At 65.8% G+C, this 21,087-nt stretch carries 16 protein-coding genes and 1 tRNA gene; 8 read left to right on the top strand and 9 right to left on the bottom strand.

Going from position 1 to position 21,087, the window contains the following annotated elements; translation table 11 throughout:
- Positions 1-20 precede the first annotated feature (20 nt).
- Positions 21-560, bottom strand: a complete 540-nt coding sequence (gene moaB, locus CHB99_RS20410) for a molybdenum cofactor biosynthesis protein B (protein WP_042124300.1) — start codon at positions 558-560, stop codon at positions 21-23.
- A gap of 194 nt (positions 561-754) precedes the next feature.
- Here moaB and CHB99_RS20415 point away from each other — a divergent pair, with 194 nt between their 5' ends.
- From CHB99_RS20415 to CHB99_RS20425, 3 genes are all read left to right on the top strand, one after another.
- Positions 755-976 (top strand): YgdI/YgdR family lipoprotein, encoded by a 222-nt coding sequence (locus CHB99_RS20415; RefSeq protein ID WP_042124298.1) that lies wholly within the window; start codon positions 755-757, stop codon positions 974-976.
- A 79-nt stretch (positions 977-1,055) separates the two neighbouring features.
- Positions 1,056-1,132 (top strand) — tRNA-Pro (locus CHB99_RS20420).
- 135 nt (positions 1,133-1,267) lie between these two features.
- The gene (locus CHB99_RS20425) at positions 1,268-1,630 is read left to right on the top strand and encodes a glycine zipper domain-containing protein (RefSeq protein ID WP_042124296.1); all 363 of its coding nucleotides are present in this window, start codon (positions 1,268-1,270) and stop codon (positions 1,628-1,630) included.
- Between the two features lie 125 nt (positions 1,631-1,755).
- On the opposite strand, the gene mqo is transcribed toward CHB99_RS20425, so the two are convergent.
- The 3 genes from mqo to CHB99_RS20440 form a co-directional block, all read right to left on the bottom strand.
- The gene (gene mqo / locus CHB99_RS20430) at positions 1,756-3,354 is read right to left on the bottom strand and encodes a malate dehydrogenase (quinone) (RefSeq protein ID WP_042124294.1); all 1,599 of its coding nucleotides are present in this window, start codon (positions 3,352-3,354) and stop codon (positions 1,756-1,758) included.
- 406 nt (positions 3,355-3,760) lie between these two features.
- Positions 3,761-5,386, bottom strand: a complete 1,626-nt coding sequence (locus CHB99_RS20435) for a methyl-accepting chemotaxis protein (protein ID WP_042124292.1) — start codon at positions 5,384-5,386, stop codon at positions 3,761-3,763.
- Between the two features lie 223 nt (positions 5,387-5,609).
- Positions 5,610-7,373: an ABC transporter transmembrane domain-containing protein gene (locus tag CHB99_RS20440; protein WP_042124290.1), complete on the bottom strand. Its 1,764-nt coding sequence runs from the start codon at positions 7,371-7,373 to the stop codon at positions 5,610-5,612.
- A 174-nt stretch (positions 7,374-7,547) separates the two neighbouring features.
- Here CHB99_RS20440 and CHB99_RS29855 point away from each other — a divergent pair, with 174 nt between their 5' ends.
- Complete coding sequence (locus CHB99_RS29855) at positions 7,548-7,715, top strand: PA1571 family protein (protein WP_167335855.1); 168 nt, start codon at positions 7,548-7,550, stop codon at positions 7,713-7,715.
- A gap of 97 nt (positions 7,716-7,812) precedes the next feature.
- Here the strand turns inward: CHB99_RS29855 and pdxB are convergent, their stop codons facing one another.
- The gene (pdxB, locus tag CHB99_RS20445; RefSeq protein WP_042124288.1) at positions 7,813-8,958 is read right to left on the bottom strand and encodes a 4-phosphoerythronate dehydrogenase PdxB; all 1,146 of its coding nucleotides are present in this window, start codon (positions 8,956-8,958) and stop codon (positions 7,813-7,815) included.
- A 322-nt stretch (positions 8,959-9,280) separates the two neighbouring features.
- Here pdxB and CHB99_RS20450 point away from each other — a divergent pair, with 322 nt between their 5' ends.
- Entirely contained in the window at positions 9,281-10,666 is a 1,386-nt protein-coding gene (locus CHB99_RS20450) for an MATE family efflux transporter (RefSeq protein ID WP_042124286.1), read from the top strand.
- Between the two features lie 4 nt (positions 10,667-10,670).
- Here CHB99_RS20450 and CHB99_RS20455 read toward each other — a convergent pair whose 3' ends face one another.
- The 3 genes from CHB99_RS20455 to rlmM all read right to left on the bottom strand — a co-directional run bounded on the left by CHB99_RS20455 (position 10,671) and on the right by rlmM (position 14,300).
- Positions 10,671-12,767 (bottom strand): methyl-accepting chemotaxis protein, encoded by a 2,097-nt coding sequence (locus CHB99_RS20455; RefSeq protein WP_377698388.1) that lies wholly within the window; start codon positions 12,765-12,767, stop codon positions 10,671-10,673.
- 196 nt (positions 12,768-12,963) lie between these two features.
- Positions 12,964-13,206 (bottom strand): sulfurtransferase TusA, encoded by a 243-nt coding sequence (gene tusA / locus CHB99_RS20460; RefSeq protein ID WP_042124282.1) that lies wholly within the window; start codon positions 13,204-13,206, stop codon positions 12,964-12,966.
- Positions 13,207-13,232: 26 nt separating this feature from the next.
- Entirely contained in the window at positions 13,233-14,300 is a 1,068-nt protein-coding gene (gene rlmM / locus CHB99_RS20465) for a 23S rRNA (cytidine(2498)-2'-O)-methyltransferase RlmM (protein WP_042124280.1), read from the bottom strand.
- Between the two features lie 253 nt (positions 14,301-14,553).
- Between rlmM and acnA the strand changes: the two genes are divergently transcribed.
- The 3 genes from acnA (at position 14,554) to CHB99_RS20480 (ending at position 20,006) form a co-directional block, all read left to right on the top strand.
- The gene (acnA, locus tag CHB99_RS20470; RefSeq protein WP_042124277.1) at positions 14,554-17,241 is read left to right on the top strand and encodes an aconitate hydratase AcnA; all 2,688 of its coding nucleotides are present in this window, start codon (positions 14,554-14,556) and stop codon (positions 17,239-17,241) included.
- 219 nt (positions 17,242-17,460) lie between these two features.
- Positions 17,461-18,249, top strand: coding sequence for a CPBP family intramembrane glutamic endopeptidase (locus tag CHB99_RS20475; protein WP_042124275.1), 789 nt, complete (start codon positions 17,461-17,463; stop codon positions 18,247-18,249).
- A 191-nt stretch (positions 18,250-18,440) separates the two neighbouring features.
- Positions 18,441-20,006 (top strand): methyl-accepting chemotaxis protein, encoded by a 1,566-nt coding sequence (locus tag CHB99_RS20480; RefSeq protein ID WP_042124273.1) that lies wholly within the window; start codon positions 18,441-18,443, stop codon positions 20,004-20,006.
- 148 nt (positions 20,007-20,154) lie between these two features.
- Here CHB99_RS20480 and CHB99_RS20485 read toward each other — a convergent pair whose 3' ends face one another.
- The gene (locus CHB99_RS20485; protein WP_042124271.1) at positions 20,155-21,039 is read right to left on the bottom strand and encodes a pseudouridine synthase; all 885 of its coding nucleotides are present in this window, start codon (positions 21,037-21,039) and stop codon (positions 20,155-20,157) included.
- Positions 21,040-21,087 lie beyond the last annotated feature (48 nt).

Raw genomic sequence — 21,087 nt, forward strand, 5'->3', positions numbered from 1 at the left:
GCGGCCTGGCCGCTGGCGCCTCAGCCACGGCTTTCGCAGGGCGCGGCCTGCTTCAGGTGCGGGACGAAGTTGCACGGGCGATGACGGTTGTCCAGTTGCTCGCCGAGAATGCCGTCCCAGCCGGTGCGCACGGCGTTGGTCGAGCCCGGCAGGCAGCACACCAGGGTGCCGTTGGCCAGGCCGGCCAGGGCGCGGGACTGCACGGTGGACGTGCCGATATCGGCCACGGAAATCTGCCGGAACAGCTCGCCGAAACCATCGACCTGCTTGTCCAGCAGGCAGGCCACCGCTTCCGGGGTGCTGTCGCGCCCGGTGAACCCGGTACCGCCGGTGATCAGCACCACCTGCACCACGTCATCGGCGATCCAGGTCGCAACCTGGGCGCGAATCTTGTACAGGTCGTCCTTGAGCAGCACCCGCGCGGCGAGGTTGTGGCCGGCCGCGCCGAGGCGATCGACGAAGACCTGGCCGGAGGTATCGGTTTCCAGGGTGCGGGTGTCGCTGACCGTCAACACGGCGATATTGAGGGGCACGAAGGGGGCGTCTGCCTTGGCTTTCATGGCATTGGGTCCGTTGAACGAAGGGAATGGCCGGAGTTATATCACAGGGAAGCGTTGCCCGGCGCGGGCAACCCGGGGGAGCATTGCGCCCGATCAATACGCCGATTGAAGGCTACGCTCAACTCGCAAGGAACTTGCTGTAACCGTTTGCGTCTTAACGAACTATACGGCCTCACTCAATTGGAGATTTACCCATGATTCAACGGACCCTTCCCGCATTCCTGCTCGCTCTCGGTATCGGCGCCCTGGCCGGCTGCGCCTCGCCAACCGTGATCACCCTCAATGACGGGCGCGAGATCCAGGCGGTCGACACGCCGTCCTACGACGAAGACTCCGGCTTCTACGAGTTCGAGCAACTGGATGGCAAGCGCACCCGGGTCAACAAGGACCAGATCCGCACCGTGAAAGAGCTGTAAGAAAACTTCGGAAAATGCCCCCGATCGGTCTGAGTTGGGGGCTTGTCGAAGTGAAATTTTTGAGTAGAATTTTCTTCATCGGAGTGTAGCGCAGCCAGGTAGCGCGTCTCGTTCGGGACGAGAAGGCCGCAGGTTCGAATCCTGTCTCTCCGACCAAATCGCTCATCGACAAAGCCCGCCTACCGCGGGCTTTGTCATGTATGTCCCCCGGTATATCCCTGGCGCGATCCGCAACGCGGGCCGCGCCGTTTCGCGTGCCTGAAGGCACGCTCTTTCTCGAGGTCGTTTCACATGCGCAAGACAATTGTCGCCGTCACCCTGGGCCTGCTGTTCGCACAAGGCGCGGTCGCCGGCGATGGCACCGCCGCACTCGGCGGCGGCCTGGGCGGGGCCCTGGGCAACGTGGTGGGTCAGCAGATCGGTGGCAAGACCGGCGCGGCCATCGGTGCCGGTGTCGGCGGTGCGGCAGGCAGTGCCGTGGCGGCGAACAAGGGCAACAAGACCAAGGCGGCGGTCGGTGGCGGCCTGGGTGCCGCGGGGGGTTCGCTGTTGGGTGACAAGCTGGGCGGCAGCACCGGCGCGACGATCGGCGCGGGTGTGGGTGGCGCGGCAGGTGGGGCCTTGGGCAATCACCTGGGCAAGAAGAAGCATTGATAGCGAAGGGGGCCCGTCTTGCTTGAGTTGACGGGTTTGGGGCCGCTTTGCGGCCCTTTCGCGAGCAAGCTCGCTCCTACAGGATTGTCGCGTACACCCGTAGGAGCGAAGCGGTCCCGACAGTCTTACTGAGCAGCCACCGGCTCAGCCACAGCCTGTTCTTCCGGCAACACCGGAACATAGGTCAGACCCAGACGCGAGCTGGTCCACTCGCGAGTCTTGTTGGTCAGTTCCAGGTCGTTGTTCAGCTTCTGACCATAGGTCGGCACGATTTCCTTCAGCCTGGCCTGCCACTCAGGGGTCTTGATGCGATCCTTGAAGGTCTTTTCCAGCACGGTCAGCATGATCGGCGCGGCGGTCGAGGCGCCTGGCGACGCACCCAGCAGCGCGGCGATGGAGCCGTCCTGGGACGCTACCACTTCGGTGCCGAACTGCAGGATGCCGCCATGGACCGCGTCCTTCTTGATGATCTGCACGCGCTGGCCGGCCTGCAGCAGTTTCCAGTCTTCGTTCTTCGCGTTCGGGAAGTACTCGCGCAGCGCCGTCATGCGGTCGTCGAAGCTGAGCATCAGCTGACCCATCAGGTAGGTGCTGAGGTCGATGTTGTCGATGCCGGCATGGGTCATCGGCATGATGTTGTGGCTGTTCAGCGCGGCGAACATGTCCAGCAGCGAACCATTTTTCAGGAACTTGGTGGAGAAGGTCGCGAACGGACCGAACAGCAGCACTTCACGGCCGTCGATGATGCGGGTGTCGAGGTGCGGAACCGACATAGGCGGCGCACCGACCGAGGCCTTGCCGTACAGCTTGGCCTTGTGCCGGGAGACGATGTCCTGGTTGTCGGTCATCAGGAACTGGCCGCCCACCGGGAAGCCGGCATAGCCTTCGGCTTCAGGAATGCCGGACTTCTGCAGCAGCTTCAGCGCGCCGCCACCGGCACCGATGAAGACGAACTTGGCCTTGACGCTGGTTTCCACGCCGTTGTTGCCCAGGTCGGCGACCACCACGGTCCAGCTGTTGTCGGCGTTGCGCTTGATGTCGCGGACTTCGTGACGCAGGTTCAGGCTGACCTTGTCGCTCTTGGTCAGCGAGCCCACCAGCTGACGGGTGATTTCGCCGAAGTTGACGTCGGTGCCGATCGGCATGCGGGTCGCGGCGATCTTCTGGTCCGCGGCGCGGCCTTCCATCACGATCGGTACCCACTGGGCGATCTGCGCGTGGTCCTCGGAGTACTCCATGCCACGGAACAGCGAGCTGTGCTGCAGGGCGGCATGGCGCTTGCGCAGGAACTCGACGTTCTTGTCGCCCCAGACGAAGCTCATGTGCGGCACGTTGTTGATGAACGAACCCGGGTTGTTCAGGACCTGGCGCTCGACCTGGTAGGACCAGAACTGCTTGGATATCTCGAACTGCTCGTTGATGCCCACGGCCTTGCTGATGTCGATGGAGCCGTCGGCGCTCTCGCTGGTGTAGTTCAGCTCGCAGAACGCGGAATGGCCGGTACCGGCGTTGTTCCAGGCGTTGGAGCTTTCCTCGGCGACCTGGTCCATGCGCTCGTAGATGTCGATCGACCAGTTCGGTTCCAGTTCGTGCAGGTAGGTGCCCAGGCTGGCACTCATGATGCCGCCGCCGATCAGCAGGACATCGACGGTCTTTTCCGGTTCACTGGGCTTGGAGCAACCAATGACGCTCAGGCACAGGAGCGCCAAAAGGATTTTTTTCATAATTCAATCCAATTGAAGTGAAGGTATTGGCCTGACCGCCGCACCCGGGTGCACGCCCTGGTTTTATCGTTCTGCTCACACGTGTGCCGAGCATGTGGCTGGACCGGACGGTTGTGCCGGGCCGAACGCTGGCGGGTGGCTGGGGTATCTTCGATGCGGGGAGCGGTCTTTCTGCCGGAGCTGCCGTGGCAACCCATGGTCTTTGAACGGGGCTTGGCCCGCGCGCCGTTAAAGCACGAAGCAGGCCAACTTTGACAAGACCAATGGCCAATAGGCGAGGCGCATGGTCGCACCCTACATTCGGGCGTTTTTTCTGGCGGGATTCCGCCATCAATGCCGGCGATATTCCCGGCGAGTGGCGGATTTCCCCCGGGTCGCAAAGGGCTGCAAAGCAGCCCCAATGCGCTCAGGCACTCAGCCGCGCCGTCACTTCACCCAGCTGACCGGACAGCTCATGGAGACGGTGGCCGGCATGTTCAGTGCGCTGCACCGCGTCCTGGTTGTCGGTGGCGATACGGGTGATCTCGACCAGATTGCGCGAGATATCTTCGGCCACGCTGGTTTGCTCCTCCGCCGCCGTGGCGATCTGCCGGTTCATATCGCGGATCGCCTCCACCGCCAGGGTGATGCGCTGCAGCATCTCGCCGGCGCTCTGCACCTGCTCGGCGCCCTCCCGCGAACGCACCTGGCCGCTCTCGATGGCCTTCACCGCCTCCACCGCGCCGGACTGCACGGCGCTGATGATCTGGTTGATCTCGGCGATCGACGAAGCGGTACGCTGGGCCAGGTTGCGCACTTCATCCGCCACCACGGCGAAACCGCGCCCGGCCTCGCCGGCCCGCGCCGCCTCGATGGCGGCGTTGAGGGCCAGCAGGTTGGTCTGCTCGGCGATGCCCCGGATCACCTCCAGCACCTTGCCGATCCGTGCACTGTCCTGCTCCAGATCGCGGATCACCACGGCGGTGCCGCTGATCTCGGCGTTGACCCGGGAAATGGTATCGATGGTCGCCTGCATCACCTGCTCGCCGGCCTGGGCACTGTGGTCGGCGTCGTCGGCCGCCCTGGCGGCCTCGGCGGCATGCCGGGCAACTTCCTGGGCGGTAGCGGACATCTCGTGCATCGCCGTGGCCACCTGGTCGGTACGCTGGAACTGATCGTCGGTGCCACGGGCCATGCCACCGGCCAGCTTGCGCAGGTCGCCACTGGCGCTTTCCAGCTCGCCGGCATTGTCCTGCAGGCGGCCGACGGTGTCGGCGAGGAAGTCGCGCAAGGTGTTGGCCGCGACGGCCAGGCGCCCCAGTTCATCCTGTCGATCGCTGGCGACACGGGCGTCGAAGCGCCCCTGGCTGAGGTGAGCGACATAGTCGATCAGGCGGCGGATCGGCTCGATCAGGCTGCGGTTGACCAGCCACAGGCTGAGTACACCGATGGCCAGGGCCGACCCCAGCATCACCAGCAGGCCAAGCCACACGGTGCGCTGCGCATCGTCGCTGAGCGCGGCGGCCTGGGCCGAAGCGCTGGCGCGCAACTCGCCGACCAGTGCGCTCATCTGCTCGCTGGCGGCGCGATCGACCCCCTTCACCGCCAGGTCGCCAGCGGTCGGATCGCTGCCGGCGGCGAGGAAGGCTTCACGCCCGCGGGCATAGGCCTCGCCCAATTGGCGGTGGCTCTCCTGCAGGCGGCCGAGACTGGCGCGCAATTGCGCATCGCCGCCGTTCTCCCGCACCAGTTGGCCGAGGATGTCCTGAACCAGTCGTTCCTGGGCCTGGAACTGCTGCCAGTACTTGTCCAGGTCCGCCGGCTGCTTGCCGCGCAGGAGTACGTTCTTCCACTCCTGAACCTGGATCTTGAACTGCAGGTTGGCTTCGTCGATCTGCTGCGAAGCGCGCAGCGGACCGCTGAGCAATTGGCTGTAGCCATCGACACTGGCGGACAGCAGGCGGAAACAGACCAGGGCAATCAGCAGCATCGCCAGCAGGCTGCCGGCGAGCAGCGCGAGGATTTGCAGTCGCAGGGAGGTACGCAAGGACATCGGCGGGATCTCGGAACAAGGGATGGAAAGCGCCGGCAGCAAGCCAGCCAAAGACATCCATGTCGTCGATTCACGGGCACAGAACACTGCCATCTGACCATGACAGCCAACGGCATCAAGCATTTGCACAACAGCCGAGACGGATACTCTCAGGGGATTGCTACAGAAATGTGACAACTCATGTCGAGCTTGTCACATTTCTGTAAACAAGGGCTCCAGCGCTCTATTCCGGGCCGAATTGCAGCGCCGCCAAGCGCGCGTACAACGGGTTTTCCGCGATCAGTTGCCGATGAGTGCCTATCGCCACCATTCGCCCGCCCTCGATGACCGCGATGCGATCGGCATGCTGCACGGTGGCCAGGCGATGCGCGATCACCAGCGTGGTCCGCCCCGCCATCAGGGTGGGCAAGGCCTGCTGGATCAGGTGTTCGCTTTGCGCGTCGAGGGCGCTGGTGGCTTCGTCCAGCAACAGGATCGGCGCGTCCACCAGCAAGGCACGGGCGATGGCCAGGCGTTGGCGCTGACCGCCGGAGAGGCCGAGGCCGGCATCGCCGAGATGGGTCTGGTAACCCTGCGGCAGTTGCAGGATGAACTCATGGGCATGGGCGCTGCGCGCGGCGGCCTCGACCTCGGCGAAACTGGCGTCGGCGCGGCCATAGCGGATGTTGTCCTCGACACTGCCGAAGAACAGCGCCGGGTTCTGTGCCACCAGGGCGAAATGCCGGCGCAAGTCCTGGGGATCGAGGGCGGTCAACGGCTGGCCATCGAGGAGAATGCGCCCCTCCTGCGGGTCGTAGAAACGCAGGAGCAGGTCGAACAAGGTCGACTTCCCCGCCCCCGACGGACCCACCAGGGCCAGGGTCTGGCCCGGCTGCACGCGCAGGTCGAGACCGTCGATGGCCGGACGACCCGGCCGCGACGGATAGGCGAAGCGCACGCCCTGCAGCTCCAGTTCGCCACGGACCCGCGCTGGCAGCCTGGTCGCGCCCTCGGCTGGTGCGACGATTTCACTGCGCGCCGCCAGCAGCTCGGCGATGCGTTCGGCGGCCCCGGCGGCGCGCTGCAGTTCGCCGAGCACCTCGCTGAGGGTGCCGAAGGCGCTGCCGACGATCAGGCTGTAGAAGACGAAAGCGGCCAGATCGCCACCGGAAATGCGTCCGGCGATCACATCCATGCCGCCGACCCAGAGCATCACCCCCACCGCGCCCAGCACCAACACGATCACCAGGGTGATCAGCCAGGCGCGCTGGACGATGCGCTTGCGCGCGGTGGCGAATGCCGCCTCCACCGTTTCACCGAAGCGCTGGCGATCCCGCCCCTGGTGGTTGTAGGCCTGTACCGTCTTGATCTGGCCGAGGGTTTCGGCGACATAGCTGCCGACGTCGGCGATACGATCCTGGCTCTGCCGCGACAGGCTGCGCACGCGCCGCCCGAAGACCAGGATCGGCGCCAGCACCAGCGGCAGCGCCAGGACCACGATGCTGGTCAGCTTGGGATTGGTGACGAACAGCAGGACGATACCGCCGATGACCATCAGCGCATTGCGCAGGAACAACGACAGCGAGGAGCCGATCACCGACTGCAGCAACGTGGTGTCGGCGGTCAGGCGCGACTGGATCTCCGAGCTGCGGTTGTTCTCGAAAAAGCCCGGATGCAGGCTGATCAGGTGGTCGAACACCTGCTGGCGAACATCGGCCACCACCCGCTCGCCGATCCACGACACCAGATAGAAGCGGGTGAAGGTACCGACCGCCAGGGCCAGCACCAGCGCCATGAACAGGGCGATGGACTGCCCCAGCAGTTCCGCCGAGCGGGTGACGAAGCCCTGGTCGACCAGCAGGCGGATGCCCTGGCCCATGGACAGGGTGATGCCGGCGGTGACGATCAGGGCCAGCAAGGCCAGCAGCGACTGCCGGCGATAGGGGCGCACGAAGCGCCACGCCAGGTGCAGTGCCTGGCGCTGGCGGGAGGAAAGCGGATTGAACATGAAGGCTGCCGTCTGGTGCGGACATTAGATCGCATCGGTCTAAAGTACCGCTGGTGATCGAATGAACTTTCTGTTGGACTATCCGCTCGCATGATGAGACAGCCAAGGGAGTTGTCATAGCCTGGTCATCACGCGACGTTATTTTGGGCTAGCCACCTGATGAGGAGACAGGAAATGAGCCTGCAGCATAGCAGCAACCCGCAACAACGCCCGGCCCAGCCTGTGCCGGCGCACGGTTCGATCATCGACGCGCAAGGGCGCGAGATCCCGATCACCGAGCAGATGATCCAGCAGGCGTGCCGCGAGCTGGAAAACAGCCGCAAACCGGTGAAGAAGGGCTGAAACCCCACCGCCTCTTTCGAAACCCGGCGCTTGCGCCGGGTTTTTTATTGACCTCGCCCGTTCCGGCCTCATCACGACATGGACAGCGCCGAAACCCTCAACCCTCGACCACACAGCCCAGCGCCAGCGCGATCCGCCGCAATGCCGGCGCCTCGCCGTCGATCCGTACCGCCAGCCCCTCGATCTCGCGCCGCACCGGATAACGCTTGCGCAGTACATCGAAGGCGACTTTCTGGGCCGCCGGGTCATCGCCCAGGCTGCGGCGGAAATCGGCATCGTCACGCCGCGGGTCGTACACCGCCCGGCACAGCATCGCCAGGGTCCAGGCCGGATCACTGTCGGCCTGCAACTGCAGCCGCGCCAGCCATGGCGCGGGCAGCAGATCCGCCAGCCGCACCTGCTCGGCCTCGCCACGCCAGGCGCAGAACGCCTGGTAGATCTGCGCCGTGCCGCGCTGCTTGCCATCCAGGCTGTAGCCGGCGATGTGCGGTGTGGCGATGACGCAGAGATCAGCCAGCTCCACATCCACCAGCGGTTCCTCCTCCCATACGTCCAGCACCGCCAGCACGTCTTCGCGCGCCAGCAGCAGTTCGCGCAGGGCATCGTTGTCGATCACCGGCCCGCGCGCGGCATTGATCAGCCAGGCACCCGGACGCAACTGCGCCAGGCGCGGGGCATCCAGCAGATGCCAGGTGGCCTGCGCGCCGGAACGGGTCAACGGCGTGTGCAGGCTGATCACGTCGCACTCGGCGAGAATCTGCTCCAGACCGACATAATCGCCCCCCTCCGCCGCCTGCCGTGGCGGATCGCAGACCAGTACCTTCCAGCCCAGCCCGCGCAAGACCTGGACCAGGCGCCCGCCGACTTCGCCGGCGCCGACCACGCCGTAGGTGCGCGCGGCGAGGTCGGCGCCATCCAGTTCGGCCAGGGTCAGCAGGCTGCCCAGCACGTAGTCCACCACGCCCCGGGCGTTGCAGCCCGGCGCGCTGGACCAGTGGATACCCGCCTCGGCGAACCAGCCCAGGTCGAGGTGATCGGTACCGATGGTGCAGGTGCCGACGAAGCGCACCCGGCTGCCTTCGAGCAGTGCGCGATCGACCCTGGTCACCGAGCGCACCAGCAGTACATCGGCGTCACGCACGCAGTCACGGTCGATGGCCCGCCCCGGATAGCGGCGGATTTCACCGAAGCCGGCAAAGAACGCATCGAGCAACGGAATATTTTCGTCGGCGACTATCAGCATGAAGGCTCTCCTGTGGGGGATCGCAGTGTAGGGGGAGAGCAGAAGGCGAGCCATGTCTTTTTCCAGCCTGGCGGCGCCTGTAGGAGCTGGCTTGTCGTGTGACGAACCACTGCGAAAGGACCGCGCAGCGGTCCCGGTTCCTGATCTATAGCCAGCCCAATGGCTTTCTCCCGGCTGCAGATCTGGAACCGGGACCGTTTCACGGTCCTTTCGCAGTGGTTCGTCACACGACAAGCCAGCTCCTACAGATCGGTCAGTGTTTCCTGACCGATACGTCAAGGCGTAGTATTGCCGGTTTTCCGCCACTGCCTCAGACCAGCCAATGACCAGCATCACCCTCTCCCGCCCTGCCCGCGTCGGCACCGAAATGCGCAGCCTGATGCACCTGGCGACGCCGATCATCATCGCGCAGCTGGCGACCACCGCCATGGGCTTCGTCGATGCGGTGATGGCCGGCCGGGTCAGCCCCGCCGACCTGGCGGCGGTGGCCCTGGGCAATTCGATCTGGATTCCGGTGTACCTGCTGATGACCGGCATCCTCCTCGCTACCACACCGAAGGTCGCCCAGCGTTTCGGGGCCGACCAGCACGGCGAGATCGCTCCACTGGTGCGCCAGGCATTGTGGCTGGCGCTGCTGGTGGGCCTGCTGGCCAGTACCCTGCTGCTCGGCGCCGAGCCGATCCTGCACCTGATGAAGGTCGATCCGCAGTTGATCGGCCCCAGCATGGGCTACCTGCAGGGCATCGCCTTCGGCCTCCCCGGCATTGCCCTGTACTACGTGCTGCGCTGCTACAGCGACGGCCTCGGACGCACCCGACCGAGCATGGTCATCGGCCTGTGCGGGCTGCTGCTGAACATTCCCCTGAACTGGGTGCTGATCTACGGCCATTTCGGCCTGCCGGCGCTGGGCGGGGTCGGCTGCGGCTGGGCGACCGGCATCGTCGGCTGGTTCATGGCCCTGAGCATGGCCGCCTGGAGCCGCTGGGCCCCGGCCTATGCCAGCAGCCGCGTGCTGGTGCGCCTGGACCGTCCGCGCTGGGCGGTGATCAAGCGCTTGCTCGGCATCGGTCTGCCGATCGGTATCGCGGTGTTCGCCGAGTCGAGCATTTTCGCGGTGATCGCCCTGCTGATCGGCAGTCTCGGCCCGACCGTGGTAGCCGGACACCAGATCGCCCTGAACATCAGCTCGCTGCTGTTCATGATTCCGTACTCGCTGGGGATGGCGGTCACCGTGCGCGTGGGCCAGGCAGTCGGGGCCGGCGATCCGTACCAGGCGCGCTTCGCCGCACTGGTCGGGCTGGGCACGGCGCTGCTGTTCGCGGCGTTCTCCGCCAGCCTGATCCTGCTGCTGCGCGAACAGATCGCGGCGATCTACACCCCGGACACGGCAGTGATCCAGATCGCCGCGATGCTCATCGTGTTCGCCGCGCTGTATCAGTTCTCCGACGCCATCCAGGTCATCTGCGCCGGCGCCCTGCGCGGCTACCAGGACACCCGGGTGACCATGATCCTGACCCTGTTCGCCTACTGGGGCATCGGTCTGCCGGTGGGCTACCTGCTCGGCCTGAGCGACTTCTTCGGCCCGGCCAGCGGCCCGAGCGGCCTGTGGCAGGGCCTGATCGCCGGCCTGACCTGCGCCGCGCTGATGTTGTCGATCCGCCTGGTGCGCAGTACCCGGCGGCATATCCGCCGGGCGCAACGCGGCTGAGCCCTCAGCCGAGACTGAAACGCGCGGTGTTGTCGTTGAGGGCGCGACTGCCCTGGTGCAGGGTGTCCGCGGCCTGGTGCACCGCGCGGGCACCGTCGAGCAGGCGCCCGGCGGCCTGATCGACCTGCTGGATATTGCCGCTGACTTCGTCGGCGGTACTGGTCTGCTCTTCCACGGCCGTGAGGATCTGCGCCAGGGTATCGGTCACCCCCTGCACCGCACCGGCGATTTCCCCGAGCCGCTCGCCCAGGCCGGTGACCGCCTGCGCGTCGTCGACCGCCTGGCCGCAGGCAACCTCCATCAGGCTGACGGCCTGGGTCACGGTGCCACGCAGGCTGTCGACCGTCTCGGCGATCTGCGCGGTGGATGCCTGGGTGCGCTGGGACAGGCTGCGCACCTCGTCGGCGACCACGGCGAAACCACGCCCCTGCTCCCCCGCCCGTGCGGCTTCGATGGCCGCGTTGAGCGCCAGCAGGTTGGTCTGCTCGGCGATGCCGCGAATGGCGTCGACCACCGACTGGATCTGCTGCCCCTGCTCGCTGACCCGCGCCAGCGCTTCGGCCGTGTCGGTCAGGCGACGGTTGAGCTGCTGGATGCTGGCGGTGGTGCGCTGGCTGTCGCGGTTGCTGTCCTCGGCGATCCTGCGGGTGTGCCGGGCGCTGTCGGCGGCCTGCTCGCAGCTTCGCGCAACCTCCTGGGACGTGGCCGCCAACTGGGTGGCGGCGGCGGCGATCTGGCTGATCTGCAACTGCTGCCGCTCCACATCCTGCAAGGTACCGCTGGACTGGACATTCAGCGTCTGCACGGCCGAGCCCAGTTGCCGGGTCTCGTGATTGACGCCCAGCAGGCTGGCGCGCAACTGCACCACGGCAACGTTCAGCGCCTGGCTGATGACGGCCAGCTCGTCACGCCCCTGGACCGACACCTCGACGCACAGATTGCCGTCGCGCAACGACTCGGCCAGGGTGGTGATGCCACTGGCGCTGCGCCGGATCGAGGCCTGCAGGCAGGCGAACAGGTACAGCGCGACGAGCAGCAGCAGGCCGATGGTCACGCCCACCGGGATGAATTCGCGATTGGACTGGTCGTGATAGTGATCCAGCCGCTGGTCCAGCGAACGCAGCGACTGCTCGCGCAAGCCGGTCATCTCGTCCAGCAGGCGTCCGACACTGCCTTCGAACTCGGCCGGCTTGAGCTTGATGGTGGCGCCGAACACACCCTCGTCGAGCACGTTCAGCTCCGTATCGAGCACCTTCATGCTCGCGGCATAGCGCTGGGCCCAGGCCTGCAACTCCGGCGGCAGGCGGGTCTGCAGCGCGCCGGCGGTCTTGACCATCTGTTCGCGGGCATCGCCGATACGGCCGCGCAGATCGCGCATCTGCAAGCGGCTCTGCAGACTGAACTGGCCGGACACTAGCGACGTCTGGCCGATGCTGGCCATGCGTCCGATGCGCTCGATCAGGTCCGGCGCCTGCTGGGTCGACAGTTGCATCAGCAGGTAGGTTTCCAGCCAGGGGTCGAGAATCAGCCCGCTGTCCATGGCGATCTGCTCGCGCAGTGCCTGCAGGTGGCCAAGGGTCGCGGTGAAGCGGTCGTAGCCGTCTGGCCACCAGCCGACCCCGCGCAGGGACTGGCTGTCCAGACCGACCACGGAGGTACGCAGGGTGTCGTAGCGGGTCAAGCTGTCGGCCCCGGCCTGTTCCTTGTCCAGCGTGGCGCGCAGGTCTTGCAGCGACTGCTCGATACGCGGCAGCGCGGCATCGATCTCGCTCATCAGTTGCCGGGCTTCGGCACCGGGCTCGCGGAGAATGTCGATGGCCTTCCAGCGCGCCGCGCGATAGCGCTGGGCCGACAGCTCGCGCTCCAGCGCGTCGAGAACCAGCAACTGGCGCACCCCCGACTGCTCGCTGGCGATCACCGCCAGCCTGGCGCGGTAATCCAGGCCGATCAGCCCCAGGCTGAACAGCAACGGCAACATGAACAGCAAGAAGAGCAACTGGAACTTGCGAGCGAAGCCGAAACGCCCCAGCAGACGCGCACCCGGTGACAACAGACGGTTCATGACCCACTCCTGCGCAGATGAGGCCCCTTCGCCGATCATGCGTCGCACAAACGTTTCCGCACGGACTCAGGGTGATAGCGTTTCGCTAGCAACCTGTGTGCCGGATACAGGGAAGTCAGGAGGGGGCAGTGCTGGACTCGGGTGCGAGCAGAAGGTTCGCACCCGTTCCTTGCACGCTGTCGGTGCAGGCGTCACCGGAAGAAACAGCGGGAGTAACAGACAGGCGTGTTTCGCTTCAGTCGAGCTTCTTGCGAATCCAGTACAGGTAGGTTCCGCCCTCTTCCTCCTGCCGCACCAGTTCATGCCCGAGAAACACGCAGAACTTGGGAATGTCGCGGCGGGTCGAGGGATCGGTGGCGATCACCTTGAGCAGGCCGCCGCCGGCCAGGTCGCGCACGTATTGATGCAGCATCATCACTGGCTCCGGGCAGTTCAGGCCGGTGGCGTCGAGCACGGCATCGGGGGTGAAATCGGTCATTCGGGTACTCCGCAATTCGTGGGTGATCAGCGTGGCTTGAGGTCGAGGCGGCGCAGATGGCAGGTGACTTCCTCGCGGTCGTGGTAGAGCTGCTTGCAGCCAATGGAAACCTTGACCTTGCGCGCCTTGCAGCCTTCCTCGATACGCTCCAGCAGACGCCGCACCTCGGCATAGCGCTGCTTCATCGGCAGCTTGAGGTTGACCACCGCCTCGCGGCAGTGCCCGCCACCCAGCCATTCCTCGATCATCGCCGCGGTACGCGCCGGCTTCTCGACGATGTCGCAGACCATCCAGTCGACCATCTGCTTCGGCTTCCAGGTAAAACCGTCGACCATCAGGTGCTGGACCAGCCCGGTGTCCATCAGGCTCTCGGCCATCGGCCCGTTGTCGATCGCGGTGACCAGCATGCCACGCCGTACCAGCTGGTAGGTCCAGCCGCCCGGCGCGGCACCGAGGTCGACGCCGGTCATGTCGTCGGACAGGCGCTGCTCCCACTGCTCGCGTGGGATGAAGTGGTGCCAGGCCTCCTCCAGCTTGAGGGTCGACCGGCTCGGCGCCTCGCGAGGGAACTTCAGACGCGGAATGCCCATCGGCCACATCGCCGAGTTGTCCGCGTCGGCAAGGCCGAGAAAGACCCGGCGGCCACTGACGAACGTCAGCAGCAGGCGCGGCCCCGGCGCATCCTTTTCCGTCAGCCGCCCGGCCTTGACCAGCGCCTTGCGCAGCGGCGCTTCGAACTTGCGGCAGAAGGTCGAGAGTTCCTTGCCATCGTTGCTGTCCATCACCTCCAGCCACAGGCTGCCGGCCCGCGGATAGGCGGCCAGGTGTTCCAGCAGCACGCTGATGCGGTCGCTTTCCGGCAGCTCGACGAAGCTGCCGCGGGCCCACTGGCGGGGGAAGATCAACTGCTTGAAACGCAGCGCGCTCATGATCCGCTCGACGCCTTCGGCGTCGTTGCAGATGAATTCGGCGCAGGCGCTCTGCGGCTTGGCCTTGGCATAACCGGGCACGCCGAGCTGCGCGGCATGCTCGCTGATCTCGGAACAGACCTCGCCCTCGAAACCGGGCCGGCAATGCAGGAACAGGGTATTCATCACTCACTCCAGAACGGTCGGCCGGCCATTCGCCGCGACCCTGACCGGAGACAAGTGCCCCGGCGGAAAATCGGCGAATGATAAAGGACTTTCGGAACCGGCGACATGCCCCGCCGGTCCAGTAAAGGGTCGGATCAGCCAAACGGGGCTAATCTGACCGTTCAGCCAGGTCCGTGCCGTGCGGACCGTGAAGGCGGTGCAACGGCGACAACGGGCATGAACGCCGTTCACCGACCCCAGAAGGAGTTGGTCAATGTCCTCGCTCGACAGCCTGAAAACCCTCAAGACCCTGGCCGTGAACGGCCGTGACTATCACTACTACAGCCTCACCGAGGCCGCACGCAGCCTCGGTGATCTGCAAGCCTTGCCGATGTCGCTCAAGGTGCTGCTGGAAAACCTGCTGCGCTGGGAAGACGGCGAGACCGTCACGAGCGCCGACCTCCAGGCCCTCGCCGGCTGGCTGCGCGAACGCCGCTCGGACCGCGAGATCCAGTACCGCCCGGCACGGGTGCTGATGCAGGACTTCACCGGTGTGCCGGCGGTCGTCGACCTCGCCGCCATGCGCGCGGCCATGGCCAGGGCCGGTGGCGACCCGCAGCGGATCAATCCGCTGTCGCCGGTGGACCTGGTGATCGACCACTCGGTGATGGTCGACCGCTACGCCAGCCCCGCGGCCTTCGCCGAAAACGTCGACATCGAGATGCAGCGCAACGGCGAACGCTACGCCTTCCTGCGCTGGGGCCAGAATGCCTTCGCCAACTTCCGCGTGGTGCCACCGGGCACCGGCATCTGCCACCAGGTCAACCTGGAGTACCTCGGGCGCACGGTCTGGACCCGCGAGGAAGACGGCCGCAGCTATGCCTTCCCCGACACCCTGGTCGGCACCGACTCGCACACCACCATGATCAACGGCCTCGGCGTGCTTGGCTGGGGCGTCGGCGGCATCGAGGCGGAGGCGGCCATGCTTGGCCAGCCGGTTTCGATGCTGATTCCCGAGGTGATCGGCTTCAGGCTCGCCGGCAAGCTGCGCGAAGGCATCACCGCCACCGACCTGGTGCTGACGGTCACCCAGATGCTGCGCAAGAAGGGGGTCGTGGGCAAATTCGTCGAGTTCTACGGCGATGGCCTCGCCGACCTGCCCCTGGCCGACCGCGCCACCCTGGCCAACATGGCGCCGGAGTACGGCGCCACCTGCGGTTTCTTCCCGGTGGACGAGGTCACCCTCGACTACCTGCGCCTGTCGGGCCGTCCCAGCGAAACCGTGGCACTGGTCGAGGCCTATTGCAAAGCGCAGGGGCTGTGGCGCGAGCCGGGTCATGAACCGCAGTTCAGCGATACCCTGGCGCTGGACATGAACGACGTCCAGGCCAGCCTGGCCGGACCGAAACGCCCGCAGGACCGGGTCGCCCTGCCGGGGGTGAGCAACGCCTTCGACGATTTCCTCGGCCTCAACGCACGCAAGGCCGGCGCCGAGGGCCAGGGCGAGATCCGCTTCGATTTCGAGGGTCGGCAGCACACCCTCAAGGACGGCGCGGTGGTCATCGCCGCCATCACGTCCTGCACCAACACCTCCAACCCCAGCGTGATGATGGCCGCCGGCCTGCTGGCGAAGAAGGCGGTGGAAAAGGGCCTGCAGCGCAAACCCTGGGTGAAGAGCTCGCTGGCCCCCGGCTCCAAGGTGGTCACCGACTATTACCAGGCCGCCGGCCTGACCCGTTATCTCGATGAACTGGGCTTCGATCTGGTGGGCTACGGCTGCACCACCTGCATCGGCAACTCCGGCCCTCTGGCCGCACCGATCGAAAGCGCCATCGGCAAGGCCGACCTGGTGGTGGCCTCGGTGCTTTCGGGCAACCGCAACTTCGAAGGCCGCGTGCATCCGCTGGTCAAGACCAACTGGCTGGCTTCGCCGCCGCTGGTGGTGGCCTATGCCCTGGCCGGCAGCGTGCGCCTGGACCTGTCCAGCGACCCGCTGGGCAATGACGCCAACGGCCAGCCGGTGTACCTGCGGGACATCTGGCCCAGCCAGCAGGAAATCGCCGCGGCGGTGGCCCAGGTGGACACGCGGATGTTCCACAAGGAATACGCCGAGGTCTTCGCCGGCGACGAACAGTGGCAGGCGATCGCGGTGCCGCAGGCCGCCACCTATGTCTGGCAGGACGATTCCACCTACATCCAGCACCCGCCGTTCTTCGACGGCATTTCCGGTCCGCCGCCGAAGATCGAGGACGTGCACCGCGCGCGGATCCTCGCCCTGCTCGGCGACTCGGTGACCACCGACCATATTTCCCCCGCCGGCAACATCAAGGCCGACAGCCCGGCCGGACGCTACCTGCGCGACAAGGGCGTGGAGCCGCGCGACTTCAACTCCTACGGCTCGCGGCGCGGCAACCATGAAGTGATGATGCGCGGCACCTTCGCCAATATCCGCATCCGCAACGAAATGCTCGGCGGCGAGGAAGGCGGCAATACCCTGCACGTGCCCAGTGGCGAAAAGCTGGCGATCTACGATGCGGCCATGCGTTACCGCGACGAAGGCACGCCGCTGGTGGTGATCGCCGGCCAGGAATACGGCACCGGCTCCAGCCGCGACTGGGCGGCCAAGGGCACCAACCTGCTGGGGGTCAAGGCAGTGCTGGCGGAGAGTTTCGAACGCATCCACCGCTCCAACCTGGTGGGCATGGGCGTGCTGCCGCTGCAGTTCAGCGCCGGGCAGGACCGCCGGCAACTCGGCCTCAACGGCCGCGAGACCCTCGACATCCTCGGCCTGAGCGGGGCCAGGATCGAACCGCGCATGAGCCTGGACCTGCGCATCACCCGCGAGGACGGCAGCACGCAGACCATCGCCGTGCTGTGCCGGATCGATACCTTGAACGAGGTGGAGTACTTCAAGGCGGGGGGCATTCTGCACCATGTGTTGCGGCAGATGATCGCGCGCTGAGCGCTGCATGCACTGGCCTGGTCTCGTCTGGTCTGGCTTGGACCTGGTAGGAGCGTGGCTTGCCCGCGAAGGAGCGCAAAGCGCTCCCAATTGCGGTGATACCCGGGAGCGCTGTGCGCTCCTTCGCGGGCAAGCCACGCTCCTACCGGGTCAAGTCTGCGTGTCCTCGACGCCATTACCGCAGTCGAAGCCTGCATGCCTTATCGCAAAGGACTCGACATGCGCGCTTCCCGCTGGACTCTCCTGGCCCTGCTCGGCGCCGGCTATGCCCTTGCCCTGACGCACGGCCAGCTTGGCCTGCCCACCCTGCCCGTCTTCGCCCTGCTGCTGTTCAGCGGCTGGCTGGTGCAACCCGTCCGCGCCCGACACTGGAGAGTCCTCGGCCACAGCCTGTTCGTCCTCACCGCCGTGGCCCTCGCCCTGCACGGGCTGCCGGGCTTCGACAACGCGCGGGTCATCGACCAGGTCCGCTTCAGCGCCGACGCCGTGCCGTTCTCCATGCACCTCAATCTGGACAAGCCGCTGATCGGCTTGTGGCTACTGCTGGCCTGTCCCTGGATCGTCATGGCACGCCGGCCACGGCCCGGGCTCGCCGCCTTGGCAGTGGTCCTGACCAGCCTGGTTTGCCTGGGTGTCGCGTGGTTGCTGGGCGTCGTCGCCTGGTCAGTGAAATGGCCCGCCCAGGCCTGGCTGTGGCTGGCCAACAACCTGCTGCTGGTCAGCCTGGTCGAGGAAGCGCTGTTTCGCGGCTATCTCCAGGGCAGCCTGCAACGCTGGCTGACCCCGCTGCGCCAGGGCGACAACCTCGCGCTGGGCCTGAGTGCGCTGCTGTTCGGCCTGGCCCATGTCGGTGGCGGCTGGCCCTGGGTCGCCCTGGCAACACTGGCCGGAGCCGGTTACGGGCTAGCCTGGCGCCATGGCGGGCTGCCGGCGGCGCTGCTGGCGCATTTCGGCCTGAACCTGGTGCATTTCGCGCTGTTCACCTACCCGCTCGAAACAACCCCATGAACCATGGGTCATTGACTGACTTATGTTGCGAAAATGTGAAAGAATGCGCGCAAATTTAGCGAACGTGACGACTTCCCATAGCTCATGTAGCCCCGGCGAATATTGAGCAGGATCAACAAAACCCAAATATTCATTCAATAATTTCGTGTCTGTGCCGATAGCTCACGAAAGCCTTGCGGATTGAACAGCTTATGCGTAACAACCAGCCGATTACCCAGCGCGAACGGACTTTCCCTGCCCAACAACGGTTGATCTCGACTACCGATGCCAAGGGTGTCATTACCTACTGCAACGACGCATTCATCGAGATCAGTGGTTTCTCGCGCGACGAGCTGATGCGCGCACCGCATAACCTGGTTCGCCACCCGGACGTGCCCTCGGCGGTGTTCGCCCACATGTGGGCGACCCTCAAGCAGGGCCTGCCGTGGATGGGCATCGTCAAGAACCGCTGCAAGTCCGGCGACCATTACTGGGTCAATGCCTACGTCACGCCGATCTTCGAGAGCAATCAGGTGGTGGGCTACGAGTCGGTGCGGGTCAAACCGACCGCCGAGCAGGTACGCCGCGCCGAAGCCCTGTACAAGCGCATCAACGACGGCAAGTCGGCCATTCCGCGCCGCGACAAGTGGCTGCCGGTGCTGCAGGACTGGCTGCCGTTCATCATGATCAGCCAGATCGGCTTCCTCATCGGCATCTGGCTCGGCCATTCCTGGGGCTTCGCCCTCGCCGCGGCGCTGTCCGTACCGCTCGGCCTGATCGGCCTGAGCTGGCAGCAGCGCGGCCTCAAGCGCCTGCTGCGCCTGGCCGAACAGACCACCTCCGACCCGCTGATCGCACAGATGTACACCGACAGCCGTGGCGTCCAGGCACGCCTGGAAATGGCCATGCTCAGCCAGGACGCCCGCCTGAAGACCTGCCTGACCCGCCTGCAGGACACCGCCGAACACCTCAACGAGCAGGCCCGTCAGTCCGACGCCCTGGCCCACAACAGCTCGTCCGGCCTGGAGCGCCAGCGCGTCGAGACCGAACAGGTCGCCGCCGCGGTCAACCAGATGGCCGCCACCACCCAGGAAGTGGCCAACCACGTGCAGCGCACCGCCGACGCCACCCAGGCGGCCAACCGCCTCACCGATCGCGGCCGCAGCATCGCCGGGGAAACCCGTGACGCCATCCAGCGCCTCTCCACCGCCGTCGGCGAAACCGGCCAGACCGTCACTCAGCTGGCTCGCGACAGCGACGAGATCGGCGGCGTGGTCGATGTGATCAAGGGCATCGCCGACCAGACCAACCTGCTGGCGCTCAACGCCGCCATCGAAGCGGCCCGTGCCGGTGAAATGGGCCGCGGCTTCGCCGTGGTCGCCGACGAGGTCCGCCAACTGGCGCAGCGCACCAGCGAGTCCACCGGACAGATCCATGGCCTGATCGCCAAGCTGCAGCAGACCGCGTCGAATGCCGTGCAGACCATGGAAGCCGGTCATCGCCAGGCCGAGGAAGGCGTACAGCGGGTGATGGAAGCCGACCAGGCGCTGGTGGGCATCAGCGAAGCGGTGGCCAACATCACCGACATGGCCACCCAGATCGCCGCGGCTACCGAGCAACAGACGTCGGTGGCCGAGGAAATCAGCCGCAATATCAGCACCATCGCCGCCCTGGCCGACCAGACCTCGGAGCAGGCGCAGCACTCGGCACTGCTCAGCGAAGAACTGACCCATACCGCGACGACCCAGTACTCGCTGGTCGAGCGCTTCAATCGCTAAGAACGACATCTCCCCCCCGTAGGAGCGTGGCTTGCCCGCGAAAGGACCGCGCCAGCGGTCCCGGAATCGCTGAACAATTCCGGGACCGCTGGCGCGGTCCTTTCGCGGGCAAGCCACGCTCCTACAGGGGAGAACGCGCCTCAAGCAGTTACCAATCGAGGCTCAAGCGACTCTCGAAATACCGCTCTTCCCCGCTCAACGGATCCTTGAAGCGCAGACTCCTGGCCAGCAACTTCAACGGTTTCGCATAGTCGTCCTCGCCTTGCAGCACCTCCGGATAGAACGGATCGTTGCAGATCGGCGCACCCAATGCCGCCATGTGCACCCGCAACTGATGCGTCTTGCCGGTCACCGGTGACAGGCCGTAACGCCACAGCTCGCCATTTTTCTCCAGCACATCGGCCAGCGTCTCGCTGTTGCTCACCCCCGGCACTTCCTGCATGCGGAAGAACGGCTGGCCATTGCTCATCCGGCTTTTATGCACCAGGGGAAATTGCAGGTCCGGCAAGGCAGGCGCGATCGCCTGGTACTGCTTGTCGATCCTGCGCGTCGGGAACAGTTGCTGATAGACCGAGCGGCTCGATGGATTGGCGGAAAACAGCACCAGGCCGGCGGTGTGCCGATCGATGCGGTGCAGCGGGACCAGATGGGGATTGTCGAGACGGCGGATCAAGCGCCGCAGCAAGGTTTCCTCGACATACTCGCCGGTGGGCGTCACCGGCAGGAAATGCGGCTTGTCCGCCACCACCAGGTGCTCGTCGACGTGCAGGATGTTTTCCAGGACGGGAATGGGTTTCTCGTTGGGTACTTCGCGAAAATAATGAACGCGCAACCCCTGGCGATAGGGGTGATCGAGCGCGAGCGGCTGGCCCTGGGCATCCAGCACCCGCCCGCGGGCAAAGCGGTCGAGCCAGACATCACGGCCGATGGCCTTGAAGTGCTCGCACAGACAATCCAGCACGGTGGCCCAGTTGCCCGGCGGCAGGCAGACGGTACTGGCCTGATGCCGGGCCGGATCGAAGGAAACGCTCATGCTGACACTCGCAACGGAAGGGCCGGTCATTATCCGGCATGACCGCCG

This window comes from Pseudomonas japonica, from assembly GCF_900188455.1.
In the GTDB taxonomy this organism is placed as follows: domain Bacteria; phylum Pseudomonadota; class Gammaproteobacteria; order Pseudomonadales; family Pseudomonadaceae; genus Aquipseudomonas; species Aquipseudomonas japonica.